The following is a 17581-nucleotide window of genomic DNA, read 5'->3' on the forward strand; positions in this document are numbered from 1 at the left end:
CAGGGGCAGCAACCGACGGGAGATATCCGCAGGGCATCGGCGCGCTCATCGTCCAGTGGCAACGCATTTGCTGTGGATCAAAGCCGGGGTCGTCCCTCGTGACTACAAATGTCGCGAAAGATGGCCATTTGGGCCTTGCATCAATGGAGGCGAAATCAGGTGAAGCTTATGGCAGTCCTCTGTCTGGCGACCTATCCAGAGGCAAACTCCCCGGCAGCAGCCGTAAACGCAGTTGCCGTCGCCAAGCAACTCGGCTCAACCCTTCATGCAATTGCCGTCAATGTTGACATTCCAGACGTTTCGAATGCGCTGTCGAGCTACCTGCTCGACCTTCCCAATAAGATCCGGGAGGTCGAGGCGACCAGCCGCAAGCATGGCAAGGCCCTGCTTGACGCGGTTGCCAAGGAGGCCTCAGAAGGCGCGGTGACCGTGACCACGCAGGAGATCGCCGCGCCGCCGGCCCTGATGGGCGATGAGGCCGCAAAACAATGCCGTTACTTCGATCTCTGTCTGGTCGGCATGGCACCGGACAACCAGACGGCGTGCATGACTGCCGAGGCCCTGCTGTTCGGCGCAGGCCGGCCGACACTGCTGCTTCGCGATGCAACGGATGTCGGTGCGCTTGACCATGTCGTCATCGCCTGGGACGGCAGCCGTGTGGCGGCGCGGGCCGTCGCCGACGCGCGGCCGTTCCTGGAGCGCGCTTCCAAGGTGACGGTCGTCAGTGTGACCGACGAAAAGCCGCTTCCTGGAAAAGACATCGGAGATCGCCTTGCCGAGGGCCTGAGGACGCGCGGGCTAACGGTCGAGACCGCTTCGATCCAGGCCGGTGACCTTTCGATTGCCGCCGCTCTCCAGGAGCATGCCATCAAGATCGGCGGCAAGCTGCTGGTCATGGGCGGATATGGCCATTCTCGTGTCAGGGACTTCGTGCTCGGCGGCGCAACCGAGGGTGTTCTCGCGGACCTGCGCCTGCCTGTCCTGCTCTCGCACTAGGGCGCGGCGACATGCAGGGCGGTCGCGGCACGGATCCGGTTCTGCGCTTCCATGGCGCGGCCCACGGCGTCACCGGCTCCTGCTATGAGATCGAAACGCCACGCTGGCGGATTCTCGTCGACTGCGGCCTGTTCCAGGGATCGAAGTCGGAGCGGGAACTGAACTATGGCCCGTTCCCGTTTCCACCGAACGCGATTCACGCGGTCATCCTGACGCATGCGCATATCGACCACAGCGGGCTCTTGCCGAAGTTGGTCAAGCACGGCTTTTGCGGTCCGATCCATACGACCCGCGCCACCATCGATCTTTGCTCGGTGATGCTGCCGGACGCGGCGCATATCCAGGAAATGGAGGTCGAGCAACTGAATCGCCGCAATGCGCAGCGCGGGCGACCGCCGGTCGAGCCGATCTACAGCCTTCAGGATGCGGCTGCCTGCATGACCTTGTTCCGGGCTCTGGAATACGGCGATTGGACAACCATAGCCGATGGCCTTCGCGCACGCTTCTGGAACGCCGGCCATTTGCTCGGCTCTGCCACGGTCGAGCTCGAGATCGACATGGATCATCAGAAGACCCCGATGCGCATTTTGTTTTCAGGCGACATCGGGCCAGGCTACAAGCTGCTTCAGACCGATCCGGAAGGTCCGGCCGGTGTCGACTATCTAATCTGCGAATCGACCTATGGCGATCGGGACCGGCCGGACGTCTCGCCCGAACAACGGCGATCCATGCTCGGCGACATCGTACGTGGCGCCGCTGTGGCCCGCGGTCCGCTGATCATTCCCTCCTTCGCCGTCGAGCGGACGCAGGAGCTGCTGGTCGACCTCCATCTGCTCATGCAGACCGGTGCCGTCCCCAGGGCGCCGATCTTCGTCGACTCGCCACTGGCGACGCGCGCCAGCGCGATTTTCGAACGGCACGCCGACGAGATCGAACAGGGCGACGTGTTACGCCAGGCCCTAGGCTCGAAGGAGCTGCGCTTCACCGAGACGGTGGAGCAGAGCAAGGCGATCAATCGCCTGACCGGCTTCTTCGTGGTGATCGCCGCCAGTGGCATGTGCGATGCCGGGCGTATCCGTCATCATCTCAAGGCCAATCTCTGGCGCCGGAATGCCACGGTGATGATCGCCGGGTACCAGGCCCAGGGGTCGCTCGGCAGAATACTACTCGACGGGGCGCGGCGTGTGCGCATCCAGGGCGAAGAGGTCGAGGTCAAGGCGCATATCAGCCTGTTCGATCTTTATTCCGGCCATGCCGACGCTGCCGAACTGGTCGCCTGGGTCCAGGCCAGAAGTCCGGTAAGGCAGGCGGTGTTCCTGACGCATGGCGAGGAAGAGGGGCTACGCGGGTTCACCGAGCGGCTGCGATCGATGATCCCTGACGACAGGATCATAATGCCGCGGCTGGATGATGCCTTGCGATTGACACTCAGTGGCAGTTTGCCGGTCGAGCTCAACGAGCCGCGCCGTCTGAGACCGGAAAAAGTTGCCCGTCTCGACTGGCACAACGACCTTTCCAAACTTCTCCTGGACATCAACGAGGCGGTCGGCGCCGCTGCTGACGAACGGGGTCGCGCAGCGGTGATCAGGCGCATGCGCCGGGTGCTCGAGGACAATGACGCTTAGAGGCCTCGAAGTGATGAACTGAAAGCGCGCCAACGCGTTTGGATCCATTCGCTGCAGGTCGACGAACACAGGCGCAAGCCATCTGGCGACAGCCGCCAACAAGGAGCCAAACATGACCGAGCATACGAACCCCCCAGCTTCCGGTGGCCTTCTGTCCGACGCGGAGCTGCACGATATCGATGCCTATTGGCGCGCTGCGAACTATCTCACGATCGGCCAGATTTACCTGCTCGACAATCCGCTGCTACGCCAGCCGCTGCGGCTGGAGCATGTCAAGCCGCGCCTGCTCGGCCACTGGGGAACGTCGCCGGGGTTGAGTTTCATCTATGCGCACCTCAATCGCGTGATCAGGCTCAGGGGCGCGAATGCGATCTATGTCTGCGGTCCCGGCCATGGTGGGCCGGCAATGGTGGCGAACACCTATCTGGAGGGCACCTACAGCGAGTTCAATCCGGACGTCACGATGGACGAGCAGGGCATGCGCAAGCTGTTCCGGCAGTTCTCGTTTCCCGGCGGCATTCCGAGCCATGCCGCGCCCGATGTGCCCGGCTCGATCCACGAAGGCGGCGAACTGGGCTACGCGCTTTCTCATGCCTACGGCGCGGCCTTCGACAATCCGGACCTTGTCGTCGCCTGCGTCGTCGGCGACGGGGAGGCCGAGACCGGGCCGCTGGCAACTGCATGGCATTCCAACAAGTTCCTCAACCCGGCGCGCGACGGGGCGGTTCTGCCGATCCTGCATCTGAACGGCTACAAGATCGCCAATCCGACGATCCTGGCCCGTATCCCCGAAGACGAACTGCGCGCGCTTTTCATTGGCTATGGCTATGAGCCACTGTTTGTCGAGGGCCATGACCCAGCATTAATGCACGAGCGGATGGCAATCGTGCTCGACGACGCGCTCGATCGCATCCGCGCGATCCAGCATGCCGCGCGCGCAGGTTCCGCAGCGTCGACGGCGCGACCAAAATGGCCGATGATCGTGTTGCGCAGCCCCAAGGGATGGACGGGGCCGAAAGAGGTCGACGGGCTGAAAACCGAAGGCTTCTGGCGCTCGCACCAGGTTCCCCTGTCGGGCCTTGCGGAAAACCCGGCACATCTCAAGCTGCTTGAGGAGTGGCTGAAAAGCTACCGGCCTGAGGAACTGTTCGACGCCGCCGGCGTCCCTGTCGAAGCGATCCGCGCCACCACGCCGCAAGCCGCGCGGCGAATGGGCGCTAACCCGCATGCCAATGGCGGCCTGCTGCGTCGGTCTCTTGAGTTACCCAGCCTGCGGGACCATGCTGTGTCCGTCGAGCGGCCGGGTGCCGTGAAGGCCGAGTCGACGCGGACAATGGGCAAGTTCCTGCGCGCCGTTATGGAGCTGAATGTTGCGGCGAAGAACTTCCGCATCGTCGGTCCGGATGAGACAGCCTCGAACCGGCTTCAGGACGTGTTCGAGGTCACCGAGCGCGCCTGGATGGAAACGATCCTGCCCGAGGACGTTCATCTCAGCCGAGACGGCAGGGTCCTGGAAATCCTGTCGGAGCACACCTGCCAGGGCTGGCTCGAAGGCTATCTTTTGACCGGACGGCACGGCCTGTTCTCCTGCTACGAAGCGTTCATTCACATCGTCGATTCCATGTTCAACCAGCATGCGAAATGGCTGGATGCCTGCCGCGACATTCCGTGGCGGCGGCCGATTGCGTCGCTGAACTATCTGCTGTCGAGCCATGTCTGGCATCAGGAACACAATGGCTTCAGCCATCAGGATCCCGGCTTCATCGATGTTGCCCTCAACAAGAAGGCCGACATCGTGCGCGTCTATCTGCCGCCGGACGCTAACACATTGTTGTGCGTGACCGATCACGTGCTGCGGACATGGAACCGCATCAACGTCATCGTCGCCGGCAAGCCGCCGTCATGGCAATGGCTGTCTATGGACAAGGCCGTCGTCCACTGCAGGACAGGGATCGGTATCTGGGACTGGGCGTCGACCGAGAATGGCGACGAACCGGACGTCGTGATGGCTTGCGCCGGCGACGTTCCGACGCTCGAAACGCTGGCCGCCGTGCAGATCCTCAGGCATCACATTCCTGAGCTCAGGATCAGGGTGGTCAACGTCGTCGACCTGATGACCCTGCAGCCCAGGGAACATCACCCACATGGGTTGTCGGATCGCGAATTCGACGCGCTGTTTACTACCGAAAAGCCGGTCATCTTCGCCTATCATGGGTATCCCTGGACCATCCATCGCCTGACCTATCGGCGCACCAATCACGACAACATCCACGTGCGGGGATACAATGAGGAGGGCACGACGACGACGCCATTCGACATGACGGTGCTGAATGGCCTCGATCGATACCATCTCGTCCAAAGCGTCCTCGACCGCCTGCCAAAGGTCAAAGGCGCCAATATCGGCCTGATGCAGGCAATGGAGGGTAAGCTGCTTGAGCATCGAGCCTATATTCGGGCTCATGGGCAGGATATGCCGGAGATCCTTGGCTGGAAATGGGAGCAGGGGCCGGATGCAACGACAAGACATGCTGAATGAGCCGATAAGCGGCCTTCGGCGCATCGCAAAGGCACGGGATCGGATGGCTGCATGACCGATGCGATCCTTGTCCTGAACGGCGGGTCATCGAGCCTGAAATTCGCTGTCTTCGAGGCAAGCGCAGAGCTTCCCGTGCTGCTGCGCGGCAACGTCTCGTCGCTCGGACAGCATCCGCGCCTGCACGTCGCGGCTGCGGCCGGCTCCCCTGAAATCGAACGGAACCTGGGCGACGCACCGATCGATGTCGCCAAGGCATTCGCAGCGGTCGCTTCGCTGCTCGCCGATCGCAACCTCCTTCGCCGCATCGACAGGGTCGGGCATAGGATCGTCCATGGCGGCCGCGACTTCACCGAAGCGACGCTGCTCGACGAGCACACGCTCGAGGCACTGCTCCTGTTCGAGCCGCTGGCTCCGATCCACCAAAGTGTCAATCTCGATATAATCTCGCTGGCTGCCGAACTCCTGCCGCAGGCCCTTCAGATCGGATGCTTCGACACCGCGTTTCATGCGGCCCGACCGGGACTTGCCAAGATCTACGCGTTGCCGCGCGCGATGACCGAGGCGGGCATTGTTTCCTATGGCTTTCACGGCCTGTCTTATAGCCATATCGCTTCCAAGCTGCGCGAGCGCTACGGCGCGGGTGCCGGCGGCCGTGCGATCGTCGCGCATCTCGGCAGCGGTGCCAGCCTGTGCGCCATGGACGCCGGACGGAGTGTCGCCACAACGATGGGGTTCTCGACGCTGGACGGACTTGTCATGAGCACGCGTTGCGGTGCGCTCGACCCGGGGGTCATCCTCCATCTGCTGCAGGATCGGAAGCTGCCGACCGACGAGCTGGCCACACTTCTGTACGAGAAATCCGGCCTGCTCGGTGTGTCCGGAATATCCGGTGACATGCGGGCGCTGGTCGGTTCGGAGGAACCTGCTGCCGCTGAGGCCATCGCTCTCTTCGTCTATCGCATCGGGCGCGAGATCGGGTCGCTGGCTGCTGCCCTGGGAGGCTGGATCGGCTGATCTTCACTGCCGGTATCGGCGAAAACGCACCATTCGTCCGAGAAAAGGTCGGGGCCTTTGCCGGTTGGCTCGGCGTAGCCCTAGACAAGGACCGCAACCAGCGCGGCGACGAAATCATCAGCCTTGCCGGCTCCAGGGTCGAAGTCCTGGTGATTCCCACGGACGGGGAGAGGGCCGTGGCCGCCGAACTGCACCGGCACGATCGCGCAAACTGATGTCAGTTCTTGTCGGACAGGAAACAGAGGAGAGCGCACGCCAGGGGCGCGAGAACGCCGGCTTGCCTCAATCAGCAGCGACGACGTTCCCGCCGGCAGGCCTCACGGCGGCCGAAGCACAGGCGAGGCTCGTCGCCGAAGGCTTCAACGAACTACCCAAATCCAACCGGCGCACGCCGTTGCGTATCGCTTTCGAGGTCATTCGCGAGCCGATGCTGGCTCTGCTGCTGGGTGGAGGCGCCGTCTACCTGGCTCTCGGCGATCTGCAGGAGGCGCTGATCCTGCTCGTCTTTGCGACATTGTCGGTGGCGATAACGATTGTGCAGGAAGCCCGCACGGAACGTGTGCTGGAGGCGTTGCGCGATCTTACAAGTCCGCGGGCCATGGTGATACGCGACGGCGAACGCATGCGTATTGCCGGTCGCGAAGTGGTGCGCGGCGACCTGGTGGTGCTGGCCGAAGGCGACCGGGTGCCGGCCGATCTCAGGCTGATCCACAGCCAGGACCTCCAGACCGATGAGTCCCTGCTGACTGGCGAATCCGTCCCGGTGCGCAAGATCGCGGCAAGAGTCGCCAACCTGCCTGTCGAGCGCAGACCCGGTGGTGACGACCTGCCTTTCGCATTCTCGGGATCGCTGGTCGTTCGCGGTTCGGGCATTGGCGAAGTTCTGGCAACCGGCGCCAACAGCGAAATCGGCGCGATCGGCCAATCGCTCAGCACCATGGAGACCGAAGCGCCCCGCCTGCAGCAGCAAACCAAAAGGCTGGTCGGCATCTTTGCGCTGGTGGGCGGGGCTGTCAGCATTGCCGCGGTCGTCCTGTACGGCCTCTTGCGCGGCGGATGGCTCGATGCGGTGCTGGCTGGCATCGCGCTCGGTATGTCGATGCTGCCCGAAGAGTTTCCGATGGTGCTGACGATCTTCATGGCCATGGGCGCCTGGCGCATATCGCAGGCGCGCGTGCTCACTCGCCGTGCGGCGGCGATCGAAACGCTTGGCTCGGCAACAGTCCTGTGCACCGACAAGACCGGTACGCTGACCGAAAACCGAATGACGATCGCAGAATTGCGAACCGCAGACGGCGAGTTGCTTCGTTTGCCTGATGCTCCGAACACGGCGATGCCGGCGGCATTTGGCAATCTGGTCGAACTTGGCGTTCTTGCCAGTGCCGAGTTTCCGTTCGATCCGATGGAAAGGGCATTTCACACCCTTGCTCGCGAGCGATTGCCCGGCCGCGAAGACCCGGACCGGGCTCACCGGAAGCTGGTGCGCGGCTATGGGCTTCATCCCGAACTGCTGGCCATGTCGAACGCCTGGCGGCCTCCGCCAGGCAGCAGCAACTGTCTGATCGCCGCGAAGGGTTCGCCTGAGGCCATAGCGTCTCTCTGCAGGCTGAGTGCCGACCGCCTCGGTTCGGTCAAATCAACCGTGGATGCGATGGCGGCAGAGGGATTGCGCGTCCTGGGGCTGGCGCGCGCCCGTCATGACGTCGATAGTCTGCCGGATCACCAGACGGGTTTCGATTTCGAGTTCATGGGCCTCGTTGGCCTGGCCGATCCATTGCGCGCCGGTGTTCCGAATGCCGTAGCAGATTGCCGTTCCGCGGGGATCAAGGTGATCATGATCACCGGCGACTATCCGGCGACGGCCAGAGCGATCGCCCGTCAGGCGGGGCTCAAAGCCGACAATGTCGTCACGGGTGAGAGGCTCAAGAGTCTGGACGACGCGGCGCTGGCCGATCAGGTTAAAACCGCAACGGTGTTTGCCCGCATCATGCCCGAGCAGAAGCTGGCGATCGTCAGGGCGCTGAAGGCCAACGGCGAGATTGTCGCGATGACGGGAGACGGCGTCAACGACGCCCCCTCGCTGAAGGCGGCCAATATCGGCATTGCCATGGGCGGCCGCGGAACCGACGTTGCGCGGGAGGCGTCATCGATCGTCCTCCTCGACGACGACTTTGGCTCGATCGTCAAAGCCATACGGCTTGGCCGCCGCATCTACGACAATTTGCGCAAGGCCATGGGCTTCATTCTTGCCGTGCACGTGCCGATCGCCGGGCTGGCCCTTCTTCCCTTGCTGTTTGGCCTGCCCATCCTGTTCGGGCCAATCCACATTGCCTTTCTGGAGATGGTGATCGATCCGGTCTGTTCTCTGGTCTTCGAAGCGGAAACCGAGGAGGACGACATCATGAAGCGCCCTCCGCGGGATCCGGAAACGCCGCTGTTCTCGCGATCGTTGATAGCCTGGAGCCTTGTCCAGGGCATGCTGGCGTTCGCTCTTGTCGCTGCTGTCTTAATTCTCGCCCTGCGATGGGAGATGTCCGAGAACGAAATTCGCGCCCTGACATTCTTCTCGCTCGTGTTGACGATTGTTGGCCTGATCTTCGTCAACCGTACGTTCAGCCGGTCCTTGCTGCTTGCTTTGTTCCGGCCCAATCGATCGCTTGGTGTTGCCGTTGGAATGGTGGCTACGGCGCTGGCAGTGACACTGCTATGGCCGCTGGCCAGCGAGCTCTTCCGCTTCGGGCCCTTACATCCGGGCGATATCGCCGTGGCGTTTTCGGCCGGACTTACGGTGTTGGTCTGTCTCGAGTTCCTTAAGTATTTCTGGCGGGAAAGACTGAAAACCTGATCGGGTGCAACAGCGTTCTAACAGACACGTCGCCGACCGTCTTCCAACAGGCAGGCGAGACTTATTGCGGCTGGCAATCTCTGGTCATTTGATTTGGATCAAATACCGATACCCTGAGTTATAGCAATAGAATCAGCGGTTTATCGAAGAGGTTCCGCGGATGGCCGACGTCGTATCCAGGCTGGTCAAGGAATGCAACATGACGCGAGGCAACGGTGTGGACTTTCCCACGATTTGGCAGTCCATCCTGAAGGGACATTCATATGTCGCGGGGCCACCGGTGCAAGATCGCAGTGACGAGGGACCCGTCCTCAAAATTCCCCTCATCACGGGACGCTGTCTTACGTTCGACGCTTCAGGGTTTCATCTTGAGTGAACGGGGTTGGATTTCCTTTCGCTAGCCGTTCCCTGTGGAGATGCGACTCCTCAGCTTCTGAACTTTGTCGCTGGTTCTACCAACTCGACGGCGCACGGCGCTTAGGCGTCTGGGTGGCTTCGTTGCTGCTAAATTTCCGGTTCGCCGGCGCCGTTGATGCGGCCGAGACCGTCAGGCGGCCCGCATCCTGCCGTTCTCTTTTTCGCTGGCGAGGTCGCCTTCTGCCCAGCGGATTTCAACCTTTGCTTCGGCAAGCCGCCTGTAAAGGGTTCGTCGTCGCACGATTGGCCACCACTCATACAGGAATATCTCCAACGGCCGCCAATTGGCCACCCAGCCCAGTATCAGGAGACTCTCTCCGATGACCCTTGCCGGAGCCGCAGCCGCCGAGCTAGAGCCGATCAGCTGACCTGCTATGAGACTGAGCGCCAATATGGGCAAGCCCACGAGCATTGCGCGCCGCCCGATTCTCAGGAGCTCATGGAGTTCCCGCGTTGCCTGGGCCGACCTGTCGGTGAAGTTGTAACGCACGGCGTCTGCAAGCATCTGCGCTGCTTCCTGGTCCTGCTCGCTCTTCGGCAGTTCAACGGCGATGAGGATCGGCGCGCTTTGCGGTGCTTCTTGCGCCCATTCAACGATGAAGCTTTCGGCCTCACGGTCCAAGTCTCGTTCTCGGAAAGGCGTTGGGTCGAGAGAATTGAATAAGCGCGTCAGGGAACTGATCCGGACTGTTATCTCATATCCCGATGATTTGTGATCTGTGTCCATATCGCTACTCGCCAATTCCGAGCATCCAGACAACGGCGTCCGCGGTTCTGTCACCGGAAGGCGGGATTTGTCTGTGCCACTTGACTGCCGTGGTCAGAGTGGCTTTCCGAGCCGCCGGCGAACCAAAACAAGTGTCGGGTCGTCTGGATAGGTCGTGACGGTGAACCCCATGTCGCGTTCGAGCTCAATGGCCGAACGGTTTTCGCGGTTCTCGACCGACTCGATGGTCTCAAGTCCAATCCCTTCGGCATAGTTTGCGATATGGGCGAGAAGTTCCCAGCCGACGCCCAGGTGCTTGCGATCCGCGCGAATGCAGATCGCGACCTCGCCTGCGCGATCGGCCGGATCGCATGCCAGTGTCGCTACCGCGATCAGCATTCCGTCGATCGAGAACGCAAGAAAATTATGGATATGGGCGTCATCGGAACGCGTCATCGCCACCAGCCGCTCATGGGAAACCTCCTTCACCCCGCCGAGAAAGCGAAAGCGCAGGTCTTGCGGCGTCACATGGGTGAAGAACTCGGCCACGGTCGGCTCATCTTCAGGGCGGGCGCGACGCACTGCGAAGCGAAACCCGGTGTGCGTGGTAAGGGTGGCATTGATCTCCATAGTCGCGGTGCCTCCGTCGTCTCTGGTCAACGGCCTCATGAGCCGTCTGGAGTCGGTATCATTCGCTCATATTGTGAAGCGCTTCGTGCTTGACGATTTCGATGCTGCGCAGGCTGAGAAGGCGGATGACGCCCTGGTCCTTCAAACGGGTGAAGACCCGCGACACCGTCTCGATGGTGAGGCCGAGATAGTCTCCGATGTCCATACGCGACATCGGCAGTTCGACCTGCCGCAACCCACCCTGCCGCTCGGCCATGTCGACCAGGAACGCAGCGACGCGTTCGATGGCATTCTGACGGCCGAGAACCAGAAGATGCTCCTGCGCCCTGGTCAACCCCTTGAGCGCCAACGGCAGCAGCTGACGGGAGATATCCGCACCAGTGGCAAAGCGGAAGACGCGGACACCAGTGGCGTTAATGGCTTCGGCGAAGAAATGATGGGTGGTGCCGGCTTCGAAGCCGAATGTCTCTCCAGCCAGATGGAAGGCACTTATCTGCCTGCGACCGTCCGCAAGCAGGCGGTAAATACGGACGGCGCCAAACTCGACCTGATAGAAGGCTCCGGCCTTTTCACCTTGGGCATAGATTTCCGAACCGGAGGGAAAGAAGCTGACCGGCTGGAGCGGTGTCGGATCGAATGCCGTAGGCAGGCTCGGCTGCGCGGAGTGCGACGGCAGTGAAATTCTGGAGGTCGATTGGGCGTGCATGGCTGTTTTCCCGGTTGATCCGTGACACCAGCAATCGCGCGAATCCGCGGGTCGCGTAATTCGGTTATGTCCCTACGGGAAACTACCTAGCGCTCGAGAGGCGCTAGTGGTCTGGCCCTGTGCTGCACGAACCCTGGATCGTCAGGCCGCTTGGGGAGCGAAGCCGAACGGTTTTCCGGATGTTCCGTGCACAACTCGGGAGAGTCGGGGGGGCGCCGGACCGGCTTCCGCCTCCCACAATTGATAGCATCCGAATACACCGGCCGATGCTGTCACTCAGGAAAATTGAGGTAAATCAACCTGCTTTCAAGCGAGATATGCCAATATTCGTCTGTCCTTTGTGGAGCTTTTTCCAATGAGACGAATTGGTGGTTTCCTGCTGGCCATGTCTATCGCCATAGCGGCCACGGCGAGTGTGGCTTTCTTGCTTTACAAGAACGAGCTTGGCCGTCTGCGCGACGCTGCCAGCCGCGGCAGTGTGGTCGCCAAGCTCGACATAGGCCCGATCGAATACGCCGACAGTGGCGTGGGTACTCCGCTCTTGTCGATCCACGGCGCCGGTGGCGGCTTTGACCAGGGCCTTGCCAATGCAGCCAATTTTGTGGGTGAGGGCTTTCGGATCATCGCGCCGTCGCGCTTCGGCTATTTGCGCACGCCCGTTCCGCAGGATACCTCTCCAGCCGCGCAGGCCGATGCGCACGGGGCGCTGCTATCCAAACTGAACGTTCCCAAAGCGGTGGTCGTCGGCGTTTCGGCGGGCGCGCGTTCTGCGGTCGAGCTAGCACTCCGGCACCCGGACAAGGTCACCGCTCTCATTCTGATCGTCCCAGGCCTTTATTCGCCCACCAGTCCGGTCTCTATAGAAGCGAGCCGCGGCAACAAGTTCGTATTCTGGGTCGTCAATGCCGGCGGCGATTTCGCATGGTGGGCCACCGAGAAGATCGCACCGTCAGTGCTCGTTCGCTTCCTCGGCGTTCGGCCCGCGCTGGTTGCGGCTGCGCCTCAGACCGAGCGGGACCGCGTCATGAGCGTCGTCAAGAGCGTTGAGCCGTTGTCGCTGCGTTTCCCCGGAATCAACATCGATAGCGCCCCCGAGTTACATGAACTGCCGTTGGAAGTAATTACTGCGCCGACGATCATTATTTCTGCGCGCGACGACCTGTTTAACACGCTGCCGGCAGCTGAGTTCGCCGCAGCCAAGATCCCGGGTGCCAAACTGGTCGTCTACGACGCTGGGGGACATCTTCTGGTTGAACAGCAGCAGGATGTTCGCATAGCAGTTCGCACGTTCCTAGCTGGCGCCGGCCTCATCCCGCCACCCGTTGGCCCGAAACAGTGATACAGCATCCGCTTGGGGCAAAACCGCCTCACAGGTCGTTTCGTTGCTGTCGCCCATCGAAGGAACAGTCGCAGGGAGAGGGCAGCGCATCATGCCGGCTCTCGCCTTCTTGGGCACTTGCGTATCCTTCTGGCGACCTCTGCTGCATCGAAATTAGCGAAGCACGCAATCAATGAGCTAAAAGATTGATATGATCCCAGGATTAACCGTTTCGTAGCCTAGGCGCGGCTCCGATTTGTCTTTTGTATTGTTTTTTGTATTGTCTTTCAGAATTGCGCCGGAGACGGTTCCGGTTGAACGGCAAATCCAACTCTGTTCCCCGCGGCAGCAGGCCGGATCTGACTCCGGCGAGGCCCCCGACTGTTCACCGAGCCGGGCTGCCACGCTGTCACGCTCGTTTCGGCGGACCTCCAGCTGAGCCTTCGCACTGGCGAGCGCTGCTTCATTGGTCTCGACGTCGAATTTGGCTGCGTCGAGAACCTTCAGAAAATTCGACGACCATACGCATCCGTGAACAGCGGTCAGGGAACACAGAGCGATGCGATCGCATTCTCCCGAGAGCAACCGCATGGTGACCACCTCTGCCATGGAAGACGATCTGGCGACCCTGCAGCGGGAGACGTTCGACTACTTCATCCGTGAGGCGAACCCCGCCAACGGTCTCATCGTGGACAAGACCGAAGCGAATTGGCCGGCAAGCATCGCGGCCACCGGCCTTGCGCTAACATGCTATCCAGTGGGCGTCGAGCGCGGATTCATGACGCGAAGCGCGGCTGCGGAACGCACCTTGGCAACGCTGCGCTACTTCTGGAACAGTCCACAAGGCCCAGAGCCGGATGCTACCGGATATCGCGGTTTCTACTATCATTTCCTGGACATGCAAACCGGCCGGCGGGCCTGGCAATGCGAGCTGTCGACGATCGACAGCACGTTGCTGCTGGCGGGCGCGCTGGCTGCGGGGCAGTATTTCGATACCGAGGCCGAAGCCGAAGCCGAGATCCGCAGCTTGGCAGAGGCGCTCTATCACCGTGCCGATTGGCGTTGGGCGCAGGATGGAGGAGAGACCGTCACCCATGGCTGGACACCCGAGAACGGGTTCCTGAAGTATCGATGGCAAGGCTATGACGAAGCGCTCTTGCTCTATGTCTTGGGACTGGGTTCGCCGACACACCCGTTGCCCCCAAGCAGCTACACTGCATGGACCGCGACCTTCCGATGGGAGAACTGTTACGGCTACGACTACCTCTATGCGGGACCGCTGTTCATCCACCAGCTTTCGCACGTATGGATCGATTTTCGCGGCGTGCAGGATGCCTTCATGCGCAGCAAGGGAAGCGACTATTTCGAGAACACCCGACGCGCCACCTTCGTCCATCAGCGTTACGCCGTCGAAAATCCGCGTGGATTCGAGGGTTACGGCAAACACTGCTGGGGCATCACCGCAAGCGAGGGTCCTGGGCCTTCCACGCTCAAGTTGAACGGCATCGAACGCAGCTTTGAGGATTATGTCGCGCGCGGCGTCCCGTACGGCCCCGACGATGGCACGCTCGCTCCGTGGGCCGTCGTGGCCTCCTTGCCGTTCGCGCCAGAAATCGTCCGACCGGCGATCAGCTTCTGCATCCACCAGGCCAAGCTCAAGGCCGCCAATGCCTATGGTTTCAAGGCGGCTTTCAATCCGACGCATCCAGGGACGACGGACAACGCCTTTGGATGGTGGGTTTCGCCCTGGCACTTTGGCCTCAACGAGGGCCCCGTCGTGCTGATGATCGAGAACGATCGCAACGGCCTCCTGTGGCGGCTGATGCGCTCGTGCCGGTACATCCGCAGCGGCCTGCAACGGGCGGGATTTGAAGGCGGCTGGTTGGGAGAGTTCGATCGGGAACCGACGCCAGCTGTTTGATCGGCTTGCGCGGAGGTAGATCGTATTCGGCGGTTGAAGGAGTCTGCTCACCGTGGAGCAGGAGCACCCCCTCCCGGAAACGGCATAGGCTCGGCCGTCCCCAGCGGCGGCGGCGGCCGTTGCGGCAGCTTCAGGCTCGCGATCGCGGCGAGCCCCATCGCGGCGGCAGCGGCTAGGAATGCGGCGCCTCCGAGACTAGGGAAACCGAACAGCAGGCCGGCGGCCGCAGAACCCACCGACAGCCCGAGACTGACCAACCGCCGACTGGATGCCGAGTTCCATGCCCTGGCTTCGTGCGTTAATGCGCGATACCCAGTAGGCGACCAGCGGGTTGATGATCCCAGCCGAAGCCGCAACGACGAAACGGCGAACAGCACCTCGTTGAAGCCGGCAACTGTCGGAAAGACCGCCAGGCCGATCGCCATCATCACGAAGGCAGGCGCCACAGGTGCTCATGAACGGCGCCAGCGGTGGTCGATGGGGCAGGCCGGATGCCCTCAAGCCTGGTTCGCTTGAGCAAAAGCGCATTGACGGCGACAAGGGCCGAACTGCCCGACATTGCCAGCGCCGCAATCTCGGGGCTCAGCAGGAACGGGTAGAACACGCCTGCCGCGAGCGGAAAGGCGATAACATTGTACCCGACCGCCCACCACAGGTTCTGGTGCATCTTGCGCAGCGTGGCGCGCGAAAGCGTCATTGCACCGACCACGTCATAGGGATCACTCTTCATCAGCACGATGTCGGCGCTTTCAATAGCAACATCGGTGCCCGCTCCGATGGCGAACCCGACATCGGCTTGCGTCAGGGCCGGCGCGTCGTTAACGCCGTCGCCGACCATGCCGACTTTGAGCCCTTGCCCCTGCAGCTCCTTGATCTTTTCGGCCTTTTGCCCCGGCAAGACATCGGCCAGGACGATATCGATGCCGAGCATGTCCGCGATGCGCTTGGCGGTTCCAGCATTGTCGCCCGTCAGCATCGCCACGCGCACACCCTGTTCATGCAACTTGGCAATCGTTGCGATGGCCGTCGGGCGCGGCGTGTCGGCAATCGCGATCAGCCCGAGCAGCTTGCCGGACCGCGCCACGTGAATGACGGTGCGGCCTTCGCCCTTGAGTGTCTCGGCCCTCTCGCCGAGCGTCAGAAGGTCGATCTTCTGCTCGTCCATGAGGCGCCGGTTGCCGAGGAAAACCGGACTGCCGCCGACGGCGGCGCTGGCGCCCTTGCCTTCGATATTCAGAAAGCCTGAAACCTTGGGAAGCTTCAGGTTCTTGGCCCGCTCGACGATTGCGACGGCCAACGGGTGATCCGATCCCTGGTCCACGGCGGCCGCGACCTGCAGAACCTCGTCGGGTGAAACGCCGGCCGCGGGGACGATTTCGACGACCTTGGGCTGCCCCATCGTCAGCGTGCCGGTCTTGTCGAAGACGATCACGTTGAGCTTGGTCGCCTCCTCGAGAGCGGCGGCATTCTTGAACAGGATCCCGTTTGCGGCGCCAAGGCCGGTGCCGACCATGACGGCCATCGGCGTGGCAAGGCCAAGCGCATCGGGACAGGCAATGACGAAGACAGTGATGGTCAAGGTCATCGCGAACAGCAGCGGCTGGCCGAGCCACCAGAACCAGACGGCGAAGGTCGCAAGCCCGATGACGATCGCCGCGAGCACCAGCCATTGCGAGGCACGGTCGGCGAGCAGTTGCGCCGGTGCCTTCGAATTCTGGGCTTCCTGGACCAGCTTGACGATCTGGGCCAGGGCCGTGTCAGCGCCCACCTTGGTGGAACGGTAGCGCAGCGTGCCGCTCTTGTTGATCGTCGCCCCGATCACCTTGTCGCCGACCTTCTTGGTCACCGGCATCGACTCGCCGGTCAGCATCGATTCATCGATGGTCGACCCGCCCTCGATCACCTCGCCGTCGACGGGAAGCTTGTTGCCGGGGCGCAAGATCACGATGTCGCCGAGCACGACGTCCGCGGTCGCAACCTCGACGTCCATGCCATCGCGCAAGACGGTAGCCTTGGGCGGGGCGAGGTCGAGCAGGGCCCTGATCGCGGCCGAGGCCCCGGCGCGGGCGCGCATCTCGAGCCAGTGGCCGAGCAGGATGAACACGAGCAACACGCTCGCGGCCTCGTAGAACTGCTGCCCCTCGAAGAAGAAGGTCGCGCCGACGCTGAACAGGTAGCCGGTGCCGACGCTCAGCACCACCAGCACGGCCATGTTGAGGACGCCGTTACGCAGAGCCCGCCAGGCGGCGACCAGGAACGGCCAGACCGGATAGAGGATCGCGGCGCTGGCGAGGAAAAACATCGCGACGTCTTCGCTCAGTCCGAAAGGCGGGCGCAGCCAGGGCTCGCCCAGGCCCATCGGCTCCATGGCAAAGATCGGCAGCGTGAAAACCAGGCTGACAAGGAACCGGTTGCGCATATCCTTGACCATGCCTTGCATGTCTATGCCGGCGCCGTGCCCCATCTCATGAGCCATGATGTCGTGCGGCACCTTGACCGCAACCGTCCCCCGGTCCGCTGGACCCGATTGGATTATGGCGGCGTGACCATGTCCGGCGTGCCCGGAGGTCGCGTGCGGATGGCCCGGCGCAACCGTCATGCCGTTGGGAATGCACAGATGCCGCGGCACGACCTCGCCGCGGCAATGGAAGCCGCAGGTTTCGATTTCGTGGGCAAGGGTCTGCGGGCTCGTCCGCCGTTCGTCGAACTCGATGGTCGCCGTGGTCGACCCCGCGTTCATCGCGACACCGGCAACATCAGCCAAAGCCGCGAGACGTTTTTCGACCGCCGCGAAATCCATCATGCCGACTAGGTCGCGCACTTCCAGATTGATCTTCTTCATCGTCGCTCTCCATGCCGCATATCGT

At 62.2% G+C, this 17581-nt stretch carries 12 protein-coding genes and 1 pseudogene; 7 read left to right on the forward strand and 6 right to left on the reverse strand.

The window, feature by feature from the left end:
* Positions 1-168: 168 nt before the first annotated feature.
* From IHQ72_RS13030 to IHQ72_RS13050, 5 genes and pseudogenes are all read left to right on the forward strand, one after another.
* Positions 169-996 (forward strand): universal stress protein, encoded by an 828-nt coding sequence (locus tag IHQ72_RS13030; RefSeq protein ID WP_258122796.1) that lies wholly within the window; start codon positions 169-171, stop codon positions 994-996.
* A gap of 11 nt (positions 997-1007) precedes the next feature.
* Positions 1008-2621 carry an MBL fold metallo-hydrolase gene (locus tag IHQ72_RS13035; RefSeq protein WP_258122797.1) on the forward strand — a complete coding sequence of 538 codons (1614 nt, stop codon included), beginning with the start codon at positions 1008-1010 and terminating at the stop codon, positions 2619-2621.
* Positions 2622-2733: 112 nt separating this feature from the next.
* Positions 2734-5157 carry a phosphoketolase family protein gene (locus tag IHQ72_RS13040; protein ID WP_258122798.1) on the forward strand — a complete coding sequence of 808 codons (2424 nt, stop codon included), beginning with the start codon at positions 2734-2736 and terminating at the stop codon, positions 5155-5157.
* A gap of 51 nt (positions 5158-5208) precedes the next feature.
* Positions 5209-6386, forward strand: a pseudogene (locus tag IHQ72_RS13045) (acetate/propionate family kinase).
* Positions 6386-9016: a cation-translocating P-type ATPase gene (locus IHQ72_RS13050; protein ID WP_258122799.1), complete on the forward strand. Its 2631-nt coding sequence runs from the start codon at positions 6386-6388 to the stop codon at positions 9014-9016. Before IHQ72_RS13045 ends, IHQ72_RS13050 begins: the two are co-directional and overlap by 1 nt.
* Positions 9017-9563: 547 nt before the next feature.
* On the opposite strand, the gene IHQ72_RS13055 is transcribed toward IHQ72_RS13050, so the two are convergent.
* The 3 genes from IHQ72_RS13055 to IHQ72_RS13065 form a co-directional block, all read right to left on the reverse strand.
* A complete protein-coding gene (locus IHQ72_RS13055; protein ID WP_258122800.1) occupies positions 9564-10160 on the reverse strand; it encodes a hypothetical protein in 597 nt (198 codons plus the stop codon).
* A 93-nt stretch (positions 10161-10253) separates the two neighbouring features.
* Positions 10254-10769, reverse strand: coding sequence for a GNAT family N-acetyltransferase (locus IHQ72_RS13060; RefSeq protein WP_258122801.1), 516 nt, complete (start codon positions 10767-10769; stop codon positions 10254-10256).
* 58 nt (positions 10770-10827) lie between these two features.
* Positions 10828-11475 carry a helix-turn-helix domain-containing protein gene (locus tag IHQ72_RS13065; protein WP_258122802.1) on the reverse strand — a complete coding sequence of 216 codons (648 nt, stop codon included), beginning with the start codon at positions 11473-11475 and terminating at the stop codon, positions 10828-10830.
* A gap of 355 nt (positions 11476-11830) precedes the next feature.
* Here IHQ72_RS13065 and IHQ72_RS13070 point away from each other — a divergent pair, with 355 nt between their 5' ends.
* Positions 11831-12814 (forward strand): alpha/beta fold hydrolase, encoded by a 984-nt coding sequence (locus tag IHQ72_RS13070; RefSeq protein ID WP_258122803.1) that lies wholly within the window; start codon positions 11831-11833, stop codon positions 12812-12814.
* A 177-nt stretch (positions 12815-12991) separates the two neighbouring features.
* Here IHQ72_RS13070 and IHQ72_RS13075 read toward each other — a convergent pair whose 3' ends face one another.
* Entirely contained in the window at positions 12992-13402 is a 411-nt protein-coding gene (locus IHQ72_RS13075; RefSeq protein ID WP_258122804.1) for a hypothetical protein, read from the reverse strand.
* Here IHQ72_RS13075 and IHQ72_RS13080 point away from each other — a divergent pair.
* Positions 13383-14714, forward strand: a complete 1332-nt coding sequence (locus IHQ72_RS13080; protein ID WP_258122805.1) for a glucoamylase family protein — start codon at positions 13383-13385, stop codon at positions 14712-14714. The genes IHQ72_RS13075 and IHQ72_RS13080 overlap by 20 nt on opposite strands.
* Before the next feature lie 47 nt (positions 14715-14761).
* Here the strand turns inward: IHQ72_RS13080 and IHQ72_RS13085 are convergent, their stop codons facing one another.
* Both IHQ72_RS13085 and IHQ72_RS13090 read right to left on the reverse strand, forming a co-directional pair.
* Positions 14762-15160 (reverse strand): hypothetical protein, encoded by a 399-nt coding sequence (locus IHQ72_RS13085; RefSeq protein WP_258122806.1) that lies wholly within the window; start codon positions 15158-15160, stop codon positions 14762-14764.
* Positions 15142-17556 carry a heavy metal translocating P-type ATPase gene (locus IHQ72_RS13090; RefSeq protein ID WP_258122807.1) on the reverse strand — a complete coding sequence of 805 codons (2415 nt, stop codon included), beginning with the start codon at positions 17554-17556 and terminating at the stop codon, positions 15142-15144. The genes IHQ72_RS13085 and IHQ72_RS13090 overlap by 19 nt, the downstream gene beginning before the upstream one ends.
* Between the last annotated feature and the right edge of the window lie 25 nt (positions 17557-17581).

Origin of the sequence: Mesorhizobium onobrychidis (assembly GCF_024707545.1) — a bacterium.
Classification (GTDB): domain Bacteria; phylum Pseudomonadota; class Alphaproteobacteria; order Rhizobiales; family Rhizobiaceae; genus Mesorhizobium; species Mesorhizobium onobrychidis.

What these genes read in the sequence shown, in the direction of transcription:
- IHQ72_RS13080 (WP_258122805.1), top strand. Translation starts at nt 13,383, where the DNA reads ATGGTGACCACCTCTGCCATGGAAGACGATCTGGCGACCCTGCAGCGG.
- IHQ72_RS13055 (WP_258122800.1), bottom strand. Translation starts at nt 10,160, where the DNA reads ATGGACACAGATCACAAATCATCGGGATATGAGATAACAGTCCGGATC.
- IHQ72_RS13050 (WP_258122799.1), top strand. Translation starts at nt 6,386, where the DNA reads ATGTCAGTTCTTGTCGGACAGGAAACAGAGGAGAGCGCACGCCAGGGG.
- IHQ72_RS13030 (WP_258122796.1), top strand. Translation starts at nt 169, where the DNA reads ATGGCAGTCCTCTGTCTGGCGACCTATCCAGAGGCAAACTCCCCGGCA.
- IHQ72_RS13035 (WP_258122797.1), top strand. Translation starts at nt 1,008, where the DNA reads ATGCAGGGCGGTCGCGGCACGGATCCGGTTCTGCGCTTCCATGGCGCG.
- IHQ72_RS13040 (WP_258122798.1), top strand. Translation starts at nt 2,734, where the DNA reads ATGACCGAGCATACGAACCCCCCAGCTTCCGGTGGCCTTCTGTCCGAC.
- IHQ72_RS13065 (WP_258122802.1), bottom strand. Translation starts at nt 11,475, where the DNA reads ATGCACGCCCAATCGACCTCCAGAATTTCACTGCCGTCGCACTCCGCG.
- IHQ72_RS13075 (WP_258122804.1), bottom strand. Translation starts at nt 13,402, where the DNA reads ATGGCAGAGGTGGTCACCATGCGGTTGCTCTCGGGAGAATGCGATCGC.
- IHQ72_RS13060 (WP_258122801.1), bottom strand. Translation starts at nt 10,769, where the DNA reads ATGGAGATCAATGCCACCCTTACCACGCACACCGGGTTTCGCTTCGCA.
- IHQ72_RS13090 (WP_258122807.1), bottom strand. Translation starts at nt 17,556, where the DNA reads ATGAAGAAGATCAATCTGGAAGTGCGCGACCTAGTCGGCATGATGGAT.
- IHQ72_RS13070 (WP_258122803.1), top strand. Translation starts at nt 11,831, where the DNA reads ATGAGACGAATTGGTGGTTTCCTGCTGGCCATGTCTATCGCCATAGCG.